The 18,595-nt window shown below is 66.3% G+C and carries 16 protein-coding genes and 2 pseudogenes; 10 read left to right on the top strand and 8 right to left on the bottom strand.

Annotated features, from left to right (window positions below; genetic code table 11):
* Positions 1–10: 10 nt before the first annotated feature.
* The 3 genes from DB708_RS11680 to DB708_RS11690 are packed head-to-tail and all read right to left on the bottom strand — an operon-like array spanning position 11 to position 3,070.
* Entirely contained in the window at positions 11–1,417 is a 1,407-nt protein-coding gene (locus tag DB708_RS11680) for a YhgE/Pip domain-containing protein (RefSeq protein ID WP_108922071.1), read from the bottom strand.
* A 34-nt stretch (positions 1,418–1,451) separates the two neighbouring features.
* Entirely contained in the window at positions 1,452–2,177 is a 726-nt protein-coding gene (locus DB708_RS11685; protein WP_108922072.1) for a pirin family protein, read from the bottom strand.
* A gap of 26 nt (positions 2,178–2,203) precedes the next feature.
* Positions 2,204–3,070 (bottom strand): MarR family transcriptional regulator, encoded by an 867-nt coding sequence (locus DB708_RS11690; RefSeq protein ID WP_235616733.1) that lies wholly within the window; start codon positions 3,068–3,070, stop codon positions 2,204–2,206.
* 63 nt (positions 3,071–3,133) lie between these two features.
* Here DB708_RS11690 and DB708_RS11695 point away from each other — a divergent pair, with 63 nt between their 5' ends.
* Entirely contained in the window at positions 3,134–4,267 is a 1,134-nt protein-coding gene (locus DB708_RS11695) for an NAD(P)H-dependent amine dehydrogenase family protein (protein WP_108922073.1), read from the top strand.
* A 7-nt stretch (positions 4,268–4,274) separates the two neighbouring features.
* Here DB708_RS11695 and DB708_RS11700 read toward each other — a convergent pair.
* Positions 4,275–5,229 (bottom strand): annotated as a pseudogene (locus tag DB708_RS11700) (DMT family transporter).
* Between the two features lie 171 nt (positions 5,230–5,400).
* On the opposite strand from DB708_RS11700, the gene DB708_RS11705 reads away from it, so the two are divergent.
* The gene (locus tag DB708_RS11705; protein WP_108922074.1) at positions 5,401–6,252 is read left to right on the top strand and encodes a LysR family transcriptional regulator; all 852 of its coding nucleotides are present in this window, start codon (positions 5,401–5,403) and stop codon (positions 6,250–6,252) included.
* Positions 6,253–6,261: 9 nt separating this feature from the next.
* On the opposite strand, the gene DB708_RS11710 is transcribed toward DB708_RS11705, so the two are convergent.
* Complete coding sequence (locus DB708_RS11710) at positions 6,262–7,680, bottom strand: alpha/beta hydrolase domain-containing protein (protein ID WP_108922075.1); 1,419 nt, start codon at positions 7,678–7,680, stop codon at positions 6,262–6,264.
* A 36-nt stretch (positions 7,681–7,716) separates the two neighbouring features.
* Positions 7,717–8,848, bottom strand: a pseudogene (locus DB708_RS11715) (sigma-70 family RNA polymerase sigma factor).
* A gap of 1 nt (position 8,849) precedes the next feature.
* Between DB708_RS11715 and DB708_RS11720 the strand changes: the two are divergent.
* The 4 genes from DB708_RS11720 to DB708_RS11735 are packed head-to-tail and all read left to right on the top strand — an operon-like array spanning position 8,850 to position 13,054.
* The gene (locus DB708_RS11720) at positions 8,850–9,635 is read left to right on the top strand and encodes an alpha/beta hydrolase (RefSeq protein WP_235616745.1); all 786 of its coding nucleotides are present in this window, start codon (positions 8,850–8,852) and stop codon (positions 9,633–9,635) included.
* Between the two features lie 46 nt (positions 9,636–9,681).
* Positions 9,682–10,431, top strand: a complete 750-nt coding sequence (locus DB708_RS11725; RefSeq protein WP_108922078.1) for a DUF2786 domain-containing protein — start codon at positions 9,682–9,684, stop codon at positions 10,429–10,431.
* A complete protein-coding gene (locus DB708_RS11730) occupies positions 10,428–10,949 on the top strand; it encodes a TIGR04338 family metallohydrolase (RefSeq protein WP_108922079.1) in 522 nt (173 codons plus the stop codon). Before DB708_RS11725 ends, DB708_RS11730 begins: the two co-directional genes overlap by 4 nt.
* Positions 10,937–13,054: a beta-glucosidase gene (locus tag DB708_RS11735; RefSeq protein WP_201263497.1), complete on the top strand. Its 2,118-nt coding sequence runs from the start codon at positions 10,937–10,939 to the stop codon at positions 13,052–13,054. The genes DB708_RS11730 and DB708_RS11735 overlap by 13 nt, the downstream gene beginning before the upstream one ends.
* Before the next feature lie 36 nt (positions 13,055–13,090).
* Here DB708_RS11735 and mymT read toward each other — a convergent pair whose 3' ends face one another.
* Positions 13,091–13,246: a copper-binding metallothionein MymT gene (gene mymT / locus DB708_RS27645; protein WP_272889283.1), complete on the bottom strand. Its 156-nt coding sequence runs from the start codon at positions 13,244–13,246 to the stop codon at positions 13,091–13,093.
* 201 nt (positions 13,247–13,447) lie between these two features.
* On the opposite strand from mymT, the gene DB708_RS11745 reads away from it, so the two are divergent.
* Entirely contained in the window at positions 13,448–14,113 is a 666-nt protein-coding gene (locus DB708_RS11745; RefSeq protein WP_108922081.1) for an O-methyltransferase, read from the top strand.
* A 158-nt stretch (positions 14,114–14,271) separates the two neighbouring features.
* Positions 14,272–14,709, top strand: coding sequence for an SPW repeat protein (locus tag DB708_RS11750; RefSeq protein WP_108922082.1), 438 nt, complete (start codon positions 14,272–14,274; stop codon positions 14,707–14,709).
* Positions 14,710–14,776: 67 nt separating this feature from the next.
* Here the strand turns inward: DB708_RS11750 and ilvD are convergent, their stop codons facing one another.
* The gene (gene ilvD / locus DB708_RS11755) at positions 14,777–16,489 is read right to left on the bottom strand and encodes a dihydroxy-acid dehydratase (RefSeq protein WP_108922083.1); all 1,713 of its coding nucleotides are present in this window, start codon (positions 16,487–16,489) and stop codon (positions 14,777–14,779) included.
* Positions 16,490–16,616: 127 nt separating this feature from the next.
* Between ilvD and ricR the strand changes: the two genes are divergently transcribed.
* Together ricR and DB708_RS11765 are read left to right on the top strand one after the other, a co-directional pair.
* Positions 16,617–16,919 (top strand): copper-sensing transcriptional repressor RicR, encoded by a 303-nt coding sequence (gene ricR / locus DB708_RS11760; protein ID WP_108922084.1) that lies wholly within the window; start codon positions 16,617–16,619, stop codon positions 16,917–16,919.
* Between the two features lie 140 nt (positions 16,920–17,059).
* The gene (locus DB708_RS11765) at positions 17,060–18,304 is read left to right on the top strand and encodes an MFS transporter (protein ID WP_108922274.1); all 1,245 of its coding nucleotides are present in this window, start codon (positions 17,060–17,062) and stop codon (positions 18,302–18,304) included.
* Positions 18,305–18,595: the final 291 nt, after the last annotated feature.

Below are 18,595 nucleotides of genomic sequence, written 5' to 3' on the forward strand. Positions count from 1 at the left end.
AGCGCCCGAATTACGTTTGCTCGCTTGCGCTTTCGGGATCCGCTTCGCCGGGGTCCGCGTCGCTTGGTTCGCGCGAGCCTTCGCGCTTGCCCGTGCGCGTCTGGTGCTGCGATTGGTGTGCCTCGGCGATCGCCATCTCGACGGCCCCGGGAATCCGGTGAAACCCGCTGCGGTCGTACAGGTGGGTGACGATGCCACCCACCAACAGGCCGATCACCAGGCCGATCGACGTCATCATCAACGCCTGCGACAGCCCCGCGGCCCCCGAACCGTTGAGGTATAGCAGCGACCGCACGCCCAGGAATACCTGATGCATCGGCTCGAACTCGGCCAGCCAGCGGAAGAACGGAGGCACCGCCTCCAGCGGGACCGTGGCGCCCGCCGACGGCAACCCGAGGATCACGAAAATCAACATGCTGAACAGCAAGCCCATCGAACCCAGCACCGCGATCAGCGAACTGGACGTCACCCCCACCGCGACGATCGCGAAAACGCCGTACGCCCACAACTGCCAGCCGAGCGCAATGGGCATGCCCAGTCCATGGGCAATGCCCAGGTAGACCCCCGACGTCAGCAACGCCAGGACCACCATGATTCCCCACTTGACCAACAAGGTGCGGAAGCGGGAGATGTTGGCCTGCTCGGCAAATCGATACACCGGACCCCATTCGGCCGGTACATAACCGAGCAGTGAATCCACCAACGTGGACACGACGATGCTGCCGGTGAAGCCGGCCAGCAGCAGCAACAGCGCGTAGTAGAACGCCGACAGCCCGTTGCCCGTGCCGTTGGGTAGCGGGTTGTACACGGCCGTCTTGATGTCGATCGGGCTGGCAAGCCCCGCCTGCGACGCGCCAGTCAACGGCGCCCCACCGGTCTGCTGCGCGACCTCCGACGAAAGGTACTGTCCCACTTTGGTATTAGCCGCCGCCATGGCCTGGGTCAGCGTCTGTCCGGCGATGCCGGCGCCCAACGTGCCCGCCCGCTGGTTGGTGAGGATCGTGACCGAGGGCCGCTCCGCCTTGGTGGGAGTGACGGCGCTGGCGCCGTACTCTCGCAAATTCGACGAGAACGTGGGCGGAATCACCAATTCGGCGTACACCTGCGCCCGGTCCAGCAGCCCTTTGGCCTCCTCGTGGCGCACCACCCGGAGGTCGAATTTGTTCTTATCCAGCCCGGACAGCAGGCCGTCGACGATCTTCGGGCCGGAGGTACCGGCGTCTTCGTTCACCACAGCGATCGGGAAATGGTGCAGGTTGGTGGTCGGATTCAGGATGCCGCCCAGATACAGCGCACACAGCGCCGACATCAGGGCCAGCGTGGCGCCGACCGGCAATGCCCAGAATCGCACTGTTCCCAGAGCTTTTACGTTCCGCTTCGGGTTCGGCACCGCGTGCCGCGGCTGCGTTTTGGACATGCCGGCTCCTGTCTGTCATGCCCACCCTATTGGTCTAGCCGCCCAGCTTCGCGTGCATCTCCCAGATCAGCAGGTCCGTCGGTTCGCTCGCTGTCAGCCGCGTGCCATCGGCGTCGGTGAGCCGCGCCGCATCGCCTTGCGCCAGCTCGCCGGTGCCATCCAGGTGCAGCCGGCCGCGTGGCACGAAGACATGCACAAACGGGGCGGCGGGCGCGCTGACGGTGTCGCCGGGTTGCAGCCGCGCCCCGTGCAGTGCCGCGTTGCGGTTGTGCAGCGTGATGGCGGCACCGCACCCGGGTATCCCCGACGCGATGACCACCAGGCCGGAGCGCAACGCCTGCTCATCGATCTCGTGCTGCTGGTAGCCGGGGGAGATGCCGGCCTCATCGGGGATGACCCACATCTGAACGAAATGCACTGGACGCGTGGAGGAATCGTTGTGCTCCGAGTGCTGGATTCCGCTGCCCGCCGACATGCGTTGCGCCAAACCCGGATAGATCACACCGTGATTGCCGGCGGAATCCTGGTGTGTCAATTCACCTTCCAGCACCCACGTCACGATCTCCATATCTCGATGAGCGTGGGTGTCGAAACCCGCATTCGGCGCCACGACGTCATCGTTGTTGACCACGAGCAGTCCATGGTGGGTGTTGTCCGGCTCATAGTGGTCGCCGAACGAGAACGAATGCCGGGATTTCAGCCATGGCGTCGTGGTGACGGCCCGGTCGGCCGAGCGCCGAATCTCGGAATTGGCAGGCATGACTTCAGGGTAATCGCGAGCGCCGGTCAGGCCATCGGGCCGCCGAGCAGGTGTTGCGCATGCGTGAGCGCGGTGTCGAGTGCACCCAGGGGCAATCCCGGCGAACCGCCCAGATGGATCTCGATCTGGTATTCCGGTTGCCGGTCCTGGGCGAAGATCGGCAGGACGACGAATTCTGTTGATGCCAAGTCTGTTTCGAGTGAGTCGGTGATCGATTGCAGCGTCACCATCGTCATCAGCGTGGTGAGTTGCCGGGTGACCTGTGCTGTTGGCTCCAGCGACGCGAGCACTCCGGCCAGGCGGGTGTGTAGCGATTGGTGGGTGTCGTCGAATCGCCAGGCGCCGTAGCCGCGGGCCCGGATATCGGCGAGTACCCGTTGATGCTGCGCGATTTCGGTGCGGGTCAACCGTGGCATCACCCGCTGCAGCCAGGCGGCGACGAAATCTTCGTCGCGCCAAGCCATCGCAACCAGCCCGAACGGCGGATCGATCGGGAAGCGCTGACCTACGGCATGCTGTCCGTCGGTACCGTGCCCGACGGCGTCAACCGTGGTCAGGTGACGGCGACCGATCTTCGACATCGAGCAACCCGCGCCGAGGGTGTCATGCAGATAGGCCAGGGCATCGCGCCCGCGGTCCAGTAGCGGGAACTGCGTTCGTAGCCCATGTACCAGTCCGAACAGCCCGCTGCCCAGGCAATAGCGGCGGTCCCCGCGGCGCGTGACCCAGGACCGGCGTTCCAGCTCGGCCAGCACCAGGGCGCAGGTCGAGGTGCTGATCCCGCACGCCTTCGCCAGCTCCGCCGAGGTTCGTCCGTTCGGTGAATCCGCCAGGGCGCCAAGCACGTCCATCACCCGACTGGTGGGCGGTGACTTGGCGGTTGACGTACCCATGCCCAGCTCCCTAACATCCGTCCAAAATGTAAGGATAATCATCCTAATATTAGGAGAAATCTCGTGCTGAAGGTGGGAGTCTGGGGGCCGGGTTCAATGGGCATCATTGCCCTGCGCGGCGTGATCGACCACCCCGAGCTGCAGCTGACGAATCTAGTGGTTCACAGCGACGCCAAAGGAGGCCGCGATGCCGGAGAGCTGTGCGGAATCGCGCCCGTGGGCGTGGTGGCCACCCAGGACCCGGCATCGATGCTCGCCGGCGACGCCGACGTGGTGGTGTACGCCGCGGGCGCGAACCTGCGGCCGGTTGCGGCCATCGAGGACATGGTGTCGATCCTGCGGGCCGGAAAAAACGTGGTGTCGTGTTCGGTGGTGCCGCTGGTGTTTCCCGACGCCGTCGACGGGGCCTTCACCGATCCGCTGCGCCAGGCGGCGCTGGACGGGGCTGCGTCGTTCTTCACCACCGGCATCGACTCCGGGTTCGCCAATGATGTTCTGCCACTGGTGCTTACCGGAGTATCCCGGGCCATCGAGTCGGTGCGGATGACGGAGATGTTCAACTACGCCACCTACCCGGATCGAGCCGCGGTGTACGAGATCCTCGGATTTGGCAAGCCGCCGGAGTATCCGGCTTTCGCCGCCCAGCCGGGAGTCTTCACCTTCGGCTGGGGCCCGGTGCTGCATCAGCTCGCCGCGGGCCTGGGCGTCAAGATCGACAACATCGAGGAGAGCAACGAACGCATCGCCGCCACCGAGTCCTTCGACACGCCCACCGGGCACATCGCGGCGGGAACGATCGCGGCGATGCGCTCGACGCTGACCGGATATGTCGCAGAAAAGCCCACTTTCGTCGTCGACCACGTGACGCGAATGCGCGACGATATCGCCGGAGAGTGGCCGCAGCCGCACATCGGTATCGCGCCCAAGGACCTTGGCTACGGTCCGGCATCCGGGCGTGGTGTGTATCGCGTCGAGATCGAGGGTTCGCCGAGCATGCGGTGCGAGTTCGAGATGGCCGAGGACCATGACCACGATCTGGGTGCGCGCATCGCGGGCTCCTCGCGCATGGTCAACGCCATCCCCGCGGTGTGTGCGGCCGCGCCCGGGCTGCTGTCCGCGCTCGACCTGCCGCTGGTCACCGGCGCCGGCCTGGTCCGTGCGGTCGACGGCCCGTCACCCGACAGTCGCTTGTTCTAAAGCGCCGTTAGAAGCCGCTGTCGGACGACCGCGTGGAACAACTCACCATCGCCGGCGGCGCTGTCGCGGGCGCGGTCACCGGCGCAGCGCTTGGCGTGGCGGCGCGATGCCGGCTGGTTCCCTTGCTGTTCAGCCAGCACGCAAGGCCCCCGACGAGCAGGCCGATCGCGACGCCGACGTCGGGGCGCTGACCGAGCATCAGCCAGGTCAGCACCGCTGCGGCCGCCGGGATGACGGCGAACAGCATCGCCACCGCCGCGGCGCCGTGCAGGCTGATGGCCCGCAGGTAGAGGCTGACCGCCAGCGTGGCGTTGAGCAGCACCATGCCGCCGACCGCGATAACGGCGTTGGTCGTGTCGTGCACGGCGAAGGGCGTGAGCAGCGCCAGCGCCGCCGCGGGCAGCAGCGCGACGGCATTTTGCACGGCGCTCATGGTGCGAAAGTCGACACCCGCGCAGAACCGCTGTTGGTACACGCCCCCCGGCCGAAAGGCCAAGCAACCCAGCCACAAGCAGCGACAGGACCGGGTCGACGCCGTGCGTACTCAGCAGCCGTCTGGCGCAGGCCGCGAACACCGCGACGACGCCGAGGACCAGGGCGGCGATCCGCAGCGAGCCAAGCCGCTCGCGCAGGAACATCGCGCCCAGGATCGCCGTGGTGACCGGGTTCATCGCGATCACCACCGCACACAGCACCGCCGACGCTCCGAGCAGCAGCGCCTCGTAGAGACAGCAGAACTGCACGGCCTGGATCAACAGACCCGCGACGAGGACGTGACCGAACTGAGCCCCGCGCGGCCAGGCCGACCTGGCCAGCAGGGCCCAGGCCGCCAGAACGATTGCGGCTAAGCCGAATCGCAGCACCAAGACAGCCATCGGCGTCATGGCGGCCACCGCGAGCGCGCCGACCGGGTAGCCGATCGCGTAGAAAAACGTCACCGCCGAGGCGGTGGACAAGGGCATGCGCGGCAAGTGCATGTTCCCCATGGTCGCCAACCCCCAGCTATTCCGTCCAACGATTTTTGGCGATCAAGATCGATCACGGATTCTGATTGCTGGATCATTTTTAGCGGGGATAGCTGGCTCGTTATCGCAGCAATTGATCATCGATGCTGATCGAACTACGGTGGTCGGATGGCCCAGGTGCTGGACATCGCGCCGCTGCGCAGCCTCGTCGCGGTCGCCGATTGTGGCGGATTTCACCGGGCCGCCGCCGCGCTGCACCTCAGTCAGTCCGCGGTCAGTCAGCATCTGCGCAAGATCGAAAGCGTGCTCGGCGAGCCGGTGGTCCAGCGTTGCGGGCGCGGCGTCTTGTTCACCGAGATCGGTCAGCGGGTGCTGCGGCACGCGCGCACGATATTGGCGGCGCACGACGCGGCGCTCGACGATCTCGGCGCGACCGAACAGCGGGTGCTGACGGTCGGTGCCACCGAACACGGCGCGGACGTGATGCTTCCCGCCCTGACTAGCGTACTGGCCGACCGGCTTCCCGACCGGCGGCCGCGCTTCCGGCTGGACCGCAACGTCTCGCTGGCGGACGCGGTCGACCGGGGTCTGGTCGACCTGGCGATCATGCTGGACGGGTCGGGTCTGGATCGCGCTAATGCGTCGGGAGTCGTTGCACTGCAGTGGGTTTCAGCGCGGACCTGCACCATTCGACGGGCTGATCCGCTGCCATTAGTGATCTATGCCGAACCGTGCACATTGCGCGAGCCGGCCTTCGCGCTGCTGGACAAGCACGGGGTTGACTACGAGATCGTCGCCGAATGCGGTGATCTGGCCGGGCTTTACGCCGCGGTGCGGTCGGGGCTCGGGTTGGCGCTGTTGCCGAAGATCGGCAAGCTTCCCGACGGATTGTGCCCGGCCGAGGGACTGCCGGCGCCCAGCAGCGCCTCGATACTGGTGCGCGGCCGCTCGGGCTTGGATCCCGATCTACTGAGCACCGTCGATGCTGCGGTGCGCGACGTGCTGGCCGCCGACAAGTAAAGGCTGACTTTATGAATCGCCGTCGGGGTAGGTGGCGGCGGCCAGCTCGAGGATCTCGGCACGGTCCGCGGGCAGGATGAAGCGAGATCGGATGGCCGTGTCCAGCGCCGAGCTGAAGCTGTCTAGATATTGGGTGGAACCGCCCGGGTAGAGCCGGCGCACCGTGGCCTCGTCGAAGGGCTCCCCGGAGCCGAAGATCGCCGACATCACGTTCTCGGCGGAATTGTCCCAGGCGCCGTCACCGGACGTCCGGGCCAGCGGTACGTCCACCCATGGCGTCCGGAGACCGCCTTTCGCGAGACCGTTGGTATCCAGAATCGGTTGTGGCAGTTCGGCTTCGCCCATCTCGATCGGTGGGGCGGCCGGTGCCGCCTCGCCGGTGCGGACCCAGGTGTTCAGTGCGGCGATCGCTGCCTGCACGACATAGTGGTGCTGCGGGGCGAAGTTGATGTAGTGGTCGAGCTGCTGGCCCATCAGCATGTTGGTGGGCGCATAGGCGGCCACGATGTCCTCGAGCTGCGCCGCGCCGTTATCGATCGGCGCTACCTGGATCGTGTAGTTGTCGGCATGCGCGGCGCCCGGAATCTCCCAGACCCGCAGCCACTGGTTATCGGGCTGCCGGGCGAAGTAATAGCCGTGCCGCACCGCGCCGAACAGGTCGGTTTCGGTGATGATCGTGAGGAGTGGGACGCGCAGGTCTGAACGGAAGTTGACCGCCTGCGGCACGTTCACCTGCAATTCGTCGAGGACTGAGCCGCCGTCCAGCGGTGCGGCGGAACCGAATCGGGAATGCACCAGAAAACCGTCGTAAACTCCGGCGAGCGGGTCGACGGCGTTGACATAGCTGGTGAGGAACATCGCGGACTGCGATTCGCCCAGGGCGACAACGTGTTCGGCGTGCAACCCGCGCAAGATGTCTGCACTGCTGGCGAGCGCTCCGGTCTGCGAGAACATGTCATAACAGAATGCGTCACCCGGGTGGCTCAGCGGTGCGTAGCGCGTCGGGTCCTGACTCTTGAGTGACATGTCGAAGCCGAGCAGGCTGGCACCGCCGTCCACCCCGACCTTTTGTGCCGAGACCCCGACATAGGCGTAGCCGGCGCGGACGATCTCGCGGTGCGCCATCATCCACACCGCCGGAGCATCGATGCCGCCACTGACGTTGAGCCACTCGACCAGCACGGTCCCGTTGAACCGGGTTTGATCGGACGGCGTCAGCACCACCACCCTGGTCGTGTAATCGGCGCTTCCCGAAGGTGTTACGGACCACCGGCCGTCGGGACCCAACTCGGCAGCCGGCTGGTACGAAGTGGCCGTTCCGGAGACGAAGAACTCCTCGGCGACGTAGCCCAGGTCGCCGACGTCAAACCCGCCCAGCAATAAGAGTGGCCTGCCGGGAACCGGCGTGATGCTGGGGGACTCCGTCATGGGCTACACCCTTCTCACCGATCGGGATCTACCCCGTCACAGGGATGGGGGCAGCCCAAACTTCGTGAACAACGCGTTGTCCAGGAATGCAACCACATGCGACACCCCGTCGTTGCGGACGTCGAGCACATGCAGCTGAAACGGCACGTGCGCAGCGCCGGCCCGCAGGTACATCGCCGCGGCGGGTTGTCCGTTGGCGACCAGCGGAATCATTCGCATATCGCCCGGCAATTCGGCGGGGCACTGTTGGTGAATCAGGGTGATGATGGCCGGTGCGCCCTGGTACCAACCGGTGTACGGCGGCATCTCCCAGACCGCCTCGGCGGTGAACAGTTCCACCAGCCGGTCGATGTCATAGGACTCGAACGCGGCGATGTAGCGGGCCAGCAGGTCTTGGGCTTCGGTCGAATCCGGCGCCGCCAGCCGGTCATTCGCGCGCGGCCCCACGGTTTCCAGCTGGGATCGAGCCCGCTGCAGCAGGCTGTTGACCGCAGTCGTGGTGGTCCCGACCGCGTCGGCCACTTCGGCGGCCTTCCACTGCAGCACGTCGCGCAGCAGCAGTACCGCTCGCTGACGGGGCGAGAGATGCTGCAGCGCAGCGACAAACGCCAACCGCACCGACTCGCGCGAGCCCACGATGACGGACGGGTCGGCCGGGTCCTCGGTCAGGTCGGGCAGCGGCTCCAGCCACGGCACCTCGCGGCGTTCCACCAGCTCGGCGGTCGGATCCGAGCTGGGTCCGCCCAGCCCGGTGGGCAACGGCCGTCGGGCCCGGCCTTCAAGCGCGGTCAGGCAGGTGTTGGTGGCGATGCGGTGCAGCCAGGTGCGTATCGACGACTTGCCTTCGAACCGGTCGTAGGCCTTCCACGCCCGCAACAGCGTCTCCTGGACCAGGTCTTCCGCGTCGTGCAGGGACCCGGTCATCCGATAGCAGTGCGCCAGCAATTCGCGGCGATACGGCTCGGCATGGGCTGAGAAATCGCCGTGGCCCCCGCCCGCGGCGGGGAGTTCTGCGTCGTCGGAGTTCTCCGCGAGCACACTCACCCGAATGAGCCTACGCAGAGCCGCGGACCACAGCTCCCCAGGAGCCATTACGCTGCCCCTAATGACTAGGACGCGCCATGACCCGTACTGAACGGAATTTCGACGGCCTCGGCGGCGTGCGTATCGTGTACGACGTCTGGACGCCGGATGCACCGCCGCGAGCCGTGGTGGTGCTGTCGCACGGTCTCGGAGAGTATGCCCGCCGCTATGACCACGTCGCGCAGCGCTTCGCCGAGGCCGGACTGGTCACCTACGCCCTGGACCACCGCGGACACGGCCGCTCCGGCGGCAAGCGCATGCTGGTTCGCGACGTCTCGGAGTACACCGCCGATTTCGACACCCTGGTCGGTATCGCCACGCGCGAACACCCCGGCCTCAAGTGCATCGTGCTGGGGCACAGCATGGGTGGCGGGATCGTCTTCGCCTACGGCGTCGAGCGCCCGGACAACTACGACCTGATGGTGCTGTCGGGGCCGTTGGTGGCCGCCCAGGATCAGGTGCCCGCGGTGATGGTGTTCGCCGCCAAAGTCCTCGGTGCCGTGCTGCCCGGCGTCCCGGTGCAGGACCTCGACGTCGACGCCATCTCTCGTGACCCCGAGGTGGTGGCGGCCTACAAGGCTGATCCGCTCGTCTACCACGGAAAGGTCCCGTTCGGAGTGGGCCGGGCGATGCTCGCGGTCGGCGAGACCATGCCGCAGCGGGCACCGGCACTGACCGCGCCGCTGCTGGTGGTGCACGGGGAATGTGATCGCCTGGTGCCCGTCGCCGGCAGCCGCCGACTGGTCGAATGTGTGGGATCGACCGACGTCACGCTGAAGGTGTATCCGGGGCTTTTCCACGAGGTCTTCAACGAGCCCGAGCGCGACCAGGTGCTGGGCGATGTCGTCTCGTGGATCACCGACCGGCTCTAGGCTCTGCCACCGACGCAGTGTCGGATCGCTCCCGTAGTTTGGCGCTATGACCGACGACAAAATGTTGGCGCGCATCGCCGCGCTGCTGCGTCAGGCCGAAGGCACCGACAACACGCACGAGGCCGACGCCTTTATGACCGCCGCGCAGCGATTGGCGACAGCGGCGTCCATCGACTTGGCGGTCGCGCGATCACATTCGTCCAACCGCTCGGCCGCGCAGGCGCCGACCCAGCGGACCATCACGATCGGGACGGCCGGCACCAAGGGACTGCGGACCTACGTGCAGCTCTTCGTGCTGATCGCGTCGGCCAACGACGTGCGCTGCGACGTGGCGTCGAATTCGACGTTTGTCTACGCCTACGGGTTCACCGAAGACATCGACGCCAGCCACGCCCTGTACGCCAGCCTGGTTGTGCAGATGGTGCGGGCCTCGGATTCCTATCTCGGCTCCGGTGCGCACCGGCCCACCCCGACGATCACCGCCCGGCTCAACTTTCAGCTGGCCTTCGGGGCTCGCGTCGGTCACCGGTTGAGCGAGGCGCGCGAAGAGGTCCGACGCGAGGCGACCAGGGACCGCAGCCGTCGGCCCGGTACCGCTATCGCCTTGCGGGACAAAGATGTCGAGCTACACGACCACTACCGCAAGGCGTCCAAAGCCCGCGGCACCTACCAAGTCAGCCGAGCGACGGCGGGGTATTCGTCGGCAGCACGGCGCGCGGGTGATCGGGCCGGCAAGCGGGCGCGGCTCGGCAACAGTTCCGAGTTGCCCGGAGCGCGGAGCGCGCTGGGCACGTGAGGACGGGGGCTGCGCCGAAGCGGGATTCCCAGCGCTCCAAGGTGTATGCGGCTGAGGAGTTCGTCCGCACGCTGTTCGACCGGGCCGCCGAGCACCAATCGTCGGCCGTGGAGTTCTTCGGCACGCAGTTGACGCTGCCGCCGGAAGCGCGGTTCGGTTCCGTGGCGTCCGCGCAGCGCTATGTTGACCAGGTGCTTGCGCTACCGGCGGTGCGAGACCGCTGGCCCGAGGTGTTGCCGCTGAGAGTGCGATCGCGGCGCGCGGCTACCGCCGCGCATTACGAAAACTATGATGACTTAGGGATCATCGCGGTTCCCGACCGTGATACCGCCGACTGGGCACTACGCGAGCTGGTGGTACTGCATGAAGTGGCACACCACCTGTGCCAGGCACAGCCGGCGCACGGGCCGGAGTTTGTCGACACGATCTGCACGCTGGCTGAGCTGGTGATGGGGCCAGAACTAGGGCACGTGCTGCGGGTGGTCTACGCCAAAGAGGGTGTGAAATGGGCGAACTAGACGACCCGGACGCCCGGGCGCGTGACATCGAGAGCCAAATGACGGACGACGAGCGGTTTTCGCTACTGGTCGCGGTAATGGGGGTCTCGGAACTGTGGCCGCTGCCGGATGACCGCATCCCGGCCGGCACCCCGATGAGTGCCGGATACGTGCCCGCAATCCCCCGTCTTGGTATCCCCGCGCTGCGGATGAGCGATGCCGGGCTCGGAGTCACCAATCCCGGCTACCGGCCGGGTGACACCGCCACCGCGCTGCCGGCCGGGTTGGCGCTGGCCGCCGGTTTCGATCCCGCTCTCGCGCGCGCCGCGGGAGAGGTGATCGGGCGTGAGGCACGCAGTCGCGGGTTCAATGTGCAACTGGCCGGCGCGATGAACCTGGCCCGCGACCCGCGAAACGGCCGCAACTTCGAATATGTCTCGGAAGACCCGCTTTTGACCGCAACGATCGCCGCCGAGTCGGTCAACGGGATTCACCAACACGGCGTCATCTCGACGGTCAAGCACTATTCGCTGAACTGCAACGAGACAAACCGGCACTGGCTGGACGCGATCATCGCTCCCGACGCGCATCGCGAATCCGACTTGCTGGCTTTCGAGATCGCCATCGAGCGATCGCAACCCGGCGCGGTCATGACGGCCTACAACAAGGTCAACGGTGAATACTCGTCGGCGAACCGGCTGTTGCTCAACGATGTGCTGAAAGGGGTGTGGGGCTACCGCGGTTGGGTCATGTCGGACTGGGGTGCCACGCCCAGCTGGGAGTGTGCTCTGCACGGGTTGGACCAGGAATGCGGCGCCCAGATCGACACCGTGTTCTGGCAATCCGGGGCATTCACCGAACCCCTGCGATCGGCCTACGCCGACGGCCGGTTCCCCAAAGACCGCCTGTCCGACATGGTTCGGCGGATCTTACGGTCGATGTTCGCGGTCGGACTAGACCGGGAAGGAGTCGCGCCCGAACCGGATATGGACGCGCACAACCAGATTGCGCTGCAGATCGCGCGGCAGGGAACCGTGTTGCTGCAAAACCGTGGGGTGCTGCCGCTGGCGCCGGATGCCCGCATCGCCGTCATCGGGGGCTACGCGCAGTTCGGTGTGCCGATCGGCTGCGGGTCGAGTGCCGTCGTTCCACCTGGCGGCTACGCACACGTTGTCCCGATCGGCGGGCCGGGCCTGACCGGTGGCACCCGAAATCTCTACCTGTTGCCGTCCAGCCCGGTCGACGAGCTGCGCAAGTTATTTCCCAACGCGCAGATCGAATTTGATCCCGGTCTCAGCCCCGGGGAGGCGGTAGTGGCCGCGCGCCGGGCCGATATCGCGATCGTGTTCGGGATCCGGGTCGAAGGTGAGGGATTCGACGGTGCCGACCTATCGCTGCCGTGGGGCCAGGACGCCGTGATCGCCGCGGTTGCGGCCGCCAACCCGAACACCGTGGTGGTGCTGGAGACCGGCAACCCGGTGGCCATGCCGTGGCGAGACTCGGCAAACGCGATCGTGCAGGCCTGGTATCCGGGCCAGGCCGGCGGCCAAGCGATCGCGGAGATTGTTGCCGGCCAAGTCAATCCGTCGGGGCGGCTACCGATCACGTTCCCGGCGGATCTCGATCAGACCCCGCGCCCGCAGCTGACCGACCTCGGCTGCGGGTGGGGGACACCAACCACGATCGACTACTTCGAAGGGGCCGAGGTCGGCTACCGGTGGTTCGCCGGCAGGAATCGCGTGCCATTGTTCGCGTTCGGTCATGGCTTGTCCTACACCAGCTTTGAGTACCGCGACTTGGTGGTCACCGGCGGTGAAACCGTTACCGCGAGCTTCAGCGTCGTCAATACCGGCGATCGCAGCGGGGCCGACGTTCCGCAGCTGTATCTGACCTCGCTCGGTGAGCAAGGCCTGCGGTTGCTGGGATTCGAGCGGGTCGAGCTGGACCCGGGCGCGACGTGCCGGGTAACCATCACGGCGGACCCGCGCCTGCTCGCGCGTTACGACGGCGGTGCGCAAAGCTGGCGGATCACACCGGGCCGCCACACGGTGGCGGTGGCTGCCTCGGCGGTCGCATTAGGGCCGGCGGCCGAGGTCGAGCTGGCCGGTCGTGCGTTCGCGCGCTGATCGGCAACTCGAACGCAACGACCGGCCTGCAGCTGCTTACTTGACGGGCACCAATGCTTCGCCGCAGGTGCAGCGATAGTCCTCTTCCGTGCCGGAGCAATGGCATCCGACCTCGATGCGGACGCGACAACCACACCCGTCGTGACCGCAGGTCAGTAGAGTCCCCTCGTCATAGTGCGCCATCTCAATCACCCTTGTCGTTAGTTGGATTCCGGTGCACACACCGCAATCCAGTGGTTACTTTTCGGACTGGTTGCCCGCTGAGCGGACCACCAAGATCAATGTATACCCCATACGGGTATCTGGTAAAGGCCACGCCGGGTGGTTGTTATCCATCCGGTGCGTGAACAGGTGCGACGACAATCTGGCGCGCCCGCGGCTAGCGTTGATCGCATGACCGGCAAACCCACCCCGCAAGATGTCGATGCCTTTTTGGACAGCACAGTCATCGGTGACGACCCGGCGTTGTCCGCGGCGCAGGAGTCGAGCGACGCGGCCGGGTTACCTCAGATCGCCGTGTCCTGGCAGCAGGGCAAGTTCCTATCCTTGCTGGCCGGTGCCATTGGCGCGCGCCGCATTCTCGAGATCGGCACCCTGGCCGGTTTCAGCACGATTTGGCTGGCGCGTGGGGCGGGACCGCACGGACAGGTGGTGACGCTGGAGTACGAGCCCATGCACGCCGAGGTCGCCCGAGCCAATCTGAAGCGGGCCGGTGTCGCCGATCGGGTGCAGGTGATAGTCGGCGCGGCGCTGGAGACCTTGCCGACCGTGACCGGTGATCCGTTCGACTTGGTGTTCATCGATGCCGACAAGGAGCACTATGTCGAATATCTGCAATGGGCGGTCAGGCTGGCCCGTCCCGGCGCACTCATTTTGGTAGACAACGTCATTCGCGAAGGCGGGATTCTGTCGCCGGAATCCGATGACGCCAGGATTGTCGCGACGCGTCAGACCTTGCAGGCGATGGGCGAGCACTCGCGGCTGGACACCGCGGTGATCCAGACGGTCGGTGCCAAGCACTGGGACGGTTTTGCGATCGCGTCGGTGAAGGCGTTCTAGCCCGACGGAAAACAGGCTGTTTCGCCGTTGTTCAGCGGCACCGATTCTCGTTGCTGATACCCCGTGATCAGGCGTAATCTGGAAAAAGATGGATGGTCGCAGCTTGCCCAGAGTGCTTGTTGCATAACGCGCTTGCTGCATGACAGAAAGGTCGCAAAATGAGTACAGTCCATTCATCAATCGATCACCACCCGGACTTGTTGGCCCTGCGGGCGCGCTACGAACGCGTCGCCGAGTCGATGAGTGCGCATTTCACGTTCGGTCTAGCCTTGCTAACCGGCCTGTATGTCGCTGCGTCACCGTGGATCGTCGGATTCAGTGGGACGGCATCGCTCGCCACGTCTGACCTCATCGTCGGGATCGCGTTGGCGTTCCTGGCATACGGGTTCGCGACGGCACTGGACCGGGCGCACGGGATGACCTGGACGCTGCCGGTGCTGGGCGTGTGGGTCATCGTGTCGCCGTGGGTCGTGCCGGGCGTTGCGATGACTTCGGGCATGATCTGGTCGAATGTGGTCGCAGGTGCATTGATGACGTTCCTGGGTCTCAATGCCACCTACTTCGGCATGCGCACCCGCGCCGCTACGCACGCTTAGCGACGAAACCCGCTGAGCCAGGCAGTAATTCACTCTGCCTGGCCGAGTAATTTCGGCTGTCGTCGGGCTAGCCGCAGACTGCGCCGATCGCGGCCGAGCTGACCAGCTTGACGTACTTGGCCAGCACGCCGGTCTTGTAGCGCGGCGGTGGAGGCGTGAAACCCTCTTGCCGAGAATCGAATTCGTCCGGGTCGGCCAGCACGTCAAGGGTGCCACCGGCGACGTCGAGCCGGATTCGGTCACCATCGCGCAGGAACGCGATCGGCCCGGCGTCGACCGCCTCGGGCGCGACGTGTCCCACGCACAGGCCGGTGGTGCCGCCGGAGAACCGGCCGTCGGTGAGCAGCAGCACGTCTTTACCGAGCCCCGCACCTTTGATCGCGCCGGTGATGGCCAGCATTTCACGCATCCCGGGTCCGCCCTTGGGGCCCTCGTAACGGATCACCACCGCGTCGCCCTTGGTGATGGTGCCGTCCTCGAGCGCATCCAGCGCCGCCCGTTCGCCGTCGAAAACCCTTGCGGTGCCCTCGAAAACGTCCGAATCGAAACCGGCCGACTTGACCACCGCGCCCTCGGGCGCCAGGGTTCCGCGCAGGATGGTGATTCCGCCCGTCGGGTGGATCGGGTCACCCATCGCGCGCAGCACCTTGCCGTCCGGGTCGGGCGGGTCGATGGTGGCCAGGTTCTCGGCCACCGTCTTGCCGGTCACCGTCAGGCAGTCGCCGTGCATCAGCCCCGCGTCCAACAGTGCCTTCATCATCACGGGGACGCCGCCGATGTGGTCCACGTGCGACATCACGTGCCGGCCAAACGGCTTGACGTCGGCCAGGTGCGGCACCTTGGACCCGATCCGGCTGAAGTCCTCGAGTGTGAGCTCGACTTCGGCCTCGTGGGCGATGGCCAGCAGATGCAGCACCGCGTTGGTCGAGCCGCCGAACGCCATCACCACCGCGATCGCGTTCTCGAACGCCTCCTTGGTGAGGATGTCGCGGGCGGTGATCCCGCGGCGCAGTAGTTCGATGACGGCCTGGCCGCTGCGCCGGGCGAAGCCGTCGCGGCGGCGGTCGGTCGCCGGCGGCGCCGCGCTGCCGGGTATCGACATGCCTAGCGCCTCGGCGGCGCTGGCCATCGTGTTGGCGGTGTACATGCCGCCGCAAGCGCCTTCGCCGGGGCAGATCGCCCGCTCGATCGCGTCGACGTCCTCGCGCGACATCAGTCCGCGCGAGCACGCGCCCACGGCCTCGAACGCGTCGATGATCGTCACCTCGCGCTCACTGCCGTCGGAGAGCTTGGCCACGCCCGGCAGGATCGAGCCCGCGTAGAGGAACACTGAGGCCAGGTCCAGGCGGGCGGCGGCCATCAGCATGCCGGGCAGCGACTTGTCACACCCGGCCAGCAGCACCGAGCCGTCGAGGCGTTCGGCCTGCATGACGGTCTCGACACTGTCCGCGATCACCTCGCGGGACACCAGCGAGAAATGCATGCCCTCGTGGCCCATCGAGATGCCGTCGGAGACCGAGATGGTGCCGAACTCGAGCGGATAGCCGCCGGCCGAGAACACCCCCTCCTTGACGGCCTTGGCCAGCCGGTCCAGCGACAGGTTGCACGGCGTGATCTCGTTCCACGACGAAGCGACCCCGATCTGTGGCTTGGCGAAGTCCTCGTCATCCATGCCTACCGCCCGTAGCATGCCCCGGGCGGCGGTCTTCTCCAGACCGTCGGTGACGTCACGACTGCGTGGTTTGATGTCGGCGACTGCCGAGTGGGTGTCCAGGGCCATTGACCAAGTATGCGCGGGGATGACAAGCGAATTTTCACCGGTTATACCCCGCTGGGGTATAGGGTATCGTGGACATCGACCTGCCGCCGGTGCTGGGTGTGTAGTGAGAGGGGCTTGAGGGACCGAGATGACGACTCCACATGGCTATTCGCAGCAGAAAGACAATTACGCCAAGCGGCTGCGGCGCATCGAGGGCCAGGTGCGCGGCATCGCGAAGATGATCGAGGATGACAAGTACTGCATTGACGTCCTTACCCAGATCAGCGCCGTGAACAGCGCGATGCGATCGGTGGCGCTGAACCTGCTGGACGAGCACCTGGGCCATTGCGTGACCCGGGCGGTCGCAGAGGAGGGGCCCCAGGCCCCGGAAAAGGCTCAAGCCAAACTGGCCGAGGCATCGGCCGCGATCGCGCGTCTTGTTCGTTCCTGATTGGTGACGTAGTTGAGACCGGTTTTGCGGTCCTAAGTTGGCCGAACCCGTTGTTGTGGTGCGTACGGTAAGGCAGTGTGATCGCATTAGGCACGACAACCCAGGAAATGGGGAGCCAGGCCGATACCGTATCCCACGCCATGACTTCCGAAACCGGAACAGCCGCCGCCACTGCGCGAACGTGGACACCACGGATCGCCGCCCAGCTGGCGGTGCTGGCCGCGGCGGCCTTCATCTATGTCACGGCCGAGATTTTGCCGGTTGGCGCGCTGTCCGCGATCTCCCGGGATCTACACGTCAGTGTCGTCTATGTCGGAACCCTGCTGACCTGGTATGCCCTGGTCGCGGCCCTGACGACGGTTCCGCTGGTGCGCTGGACCGCACATTGGCCGCGACGCCGCGCGCTGATGCTCAGCCTGACCTGCCTGACGGTATCGCAGGTGATCTCGGCGCTGGCGCCCAACTTCGCGGTACTGGCCGCAGGGCGGGTGCTGTGCGCGGTCACCCACGGCCTGCTGTGGGCGGTCATCGCCCCGATAGCCACCCGGCTGGTGCCGGCCAGCCATGCGGGACGCGCGACCACCTCAATCTATGTCGGGACCAGCCTGGCGCTGGTGATCGGTAGCCCCCTCACCGCGGCATTGAGCCTGATGTGGGGCTGGCGGCTGGCGGTCGTGTGCGTCACCGTCGCGGCGGCCATCGTCACCGTCGCCGCTAGGGTGATGTTGCCGGAAATGGTGCTCACCGAGGGCCAGCTGGCCTGCGTCGGTCCGCGGTCGCGCCATCACCGCAACCCGCGACTGATCACGGTGAGCTTGCTCGCGATGGTCGCGGTCACCGGCCATTTCGTTTCCTATACCTACATCTCGGTCATCATCCGTGACGTCGTCGGCGTGCGCGGGCCCAACCAGGCCTGGTTGCTGGCCGCCTACGGCTTAGCCGGTCTGCTATCGGTGTCATTGGTGGCGCGGCCACTGGACCGCCGGCCGCGGGGCGCCGTCATTCTGTGCATGGCGGGACTGACCGCCGCGTTCGTGGTGCTGACCGCGCTGGCGTTCGGCGACCGGACCACGACGGTGGCGACGGCGCTGATCGGGACCGCGGCGATCGTGTTGTGGGGTGCCATGGCCACCGCGGTGTCGCCGATGATGCAATCCGCCGCGATGCGCAATGGGGCCGACGACCCCGACGGAGCGTCTGGTCTGTACGTCACGGCGTTTCAGGTCGGCATCATGGCCGGCTCTCTTTCCGGTGGCTTGCTGTACGAGCACAGCGTGGCGACGATGCTCACCGCGTCCGCGGGTTTGATGGGTATCGCGCTGGCCGGCATCGCGGTCAACAGACGGGTGCTGGACGTTGCCCCGTCAAGCTCACTCGATTCCTAGACTGGGCAGTTCACACCCCACAATTGCGTCCCTGAACGGTGTTGCGCCCGGCGCGAAATAGGTAGCTGGCCAGGTCGCTGTGCCACACTGGATCCAGCTACTGACTGGAGGTATGCATATGTCGGGCTGGACGAGGGCAAGCCTCTTCGCGGCTCTGAGCGCAGCCGGTGTCGCCGCTTCTTTGGTGCTGGGCACCGGCCCCGCCATGGCGGATCCGGAGCCGGCTCCAGGCGATCCCGGCGTGGTTGCCGCACCCGCCGACCCACCCGCTCCGCCCCCGTTTGTGCTGCC

This window comes from Mycobacterium montefiorense (genome assembly GCF_003112775.1).
In the GTDB taxonomy this organism is placed as follows: domain Bacteria; phylum Actinomycetota; class Actinomycetes; order Mycobacteriales; family Mycobacteriaceae; genus Mycobacterium; species Mycobacterium montefiorense.

Excerpts from the sequence above, each read along its gene's own strand:
- DB708_RS11680 (WP_108922071.1), bottom strand. The coding sequence starts at position 1,417 with ATGTCCAAAACGCAGCCGCGGCACGCGGTGCCGAACCCGAAGCGGAAC.
- DB708_RS11725 (WP_108922078.1), top strand. The coding sequence starts at position 9,682 with ATGACCGACGACAAAATGTTGGCGCGCATCGCCGCGCTGCTGCGTCAG.
- DB708_RS11745 (WP_108922081.1), top strand. The coding sequence starts at position 13,448 with ATGACCGGCAAACCCACCCCGCAAGATGTCGATGCCTTTTTGGACAGC.
- DB708_RS11735 (WP_201263497.1), top strand. The coding sequence starts at position 10,937 with ATGGGCGAACTAGACGACCCGGACGCCCGGGCGCGTGACATCGAGAGC.
- DB708_RS11705 (WP_108922074.1), top strand. The coding sequence starts at position 5,401 with ATGGCCCAGGTGCTGGACATCGCGCCGCTGCGCAGCCTCGTCGCGGTC.
- DB708_RS11710 (WP_108922075.1), bottom strand. The coding sequence starts at position 7,680 with ATGACGGAGTCCCCCAGCATCACGCCGGTTCCCGGCAGGCCACTCTTA.
- DB708_RS11685 (WP_108922072.1), bottom strand. The coding sequence starts at position 2,177 with ATGCCTGCCAATTCCGAGATTCGGCGCTCGGCCGACCGGGCCGTCACC.
- DB708_RS11690 (WP_235616733.1), bottom strand. The coding sequence starts at position 3,070 with ATGGGTACGTCAACCGCCAAGTCACCGCCCACCAGTCGGGTGATGGAC.
- DB708_RS11765 (WP_108922274.1), top strand. The coding sequence starts at position 17,060 with ATGACTTCCGAAACCGGAACAGCCGCCGCCACTGCGCGAACGTGGACA.
- ilvD (WP_108922083.1), bottom strand. The coding sequence starts at position 16,489 with ATGGCCCTGGACACCCACTCGGCAGTCGCCGACATCAAACCACGCAGT.
- DB708_RS11750 (WP_108922082.1), top strand. The coding sequence starts at position 14,272 with ATGAGTACAGTCCATTCATCAATCGATCACCACCCGGACTTGTTGGCC.
- ricR (WP_108922084.1), top strand. The coding sequence starts at position 16,617 with ATGACGACTCCACATGGCTATTCGCAGCAGAAAGACAATTACGCCAAG.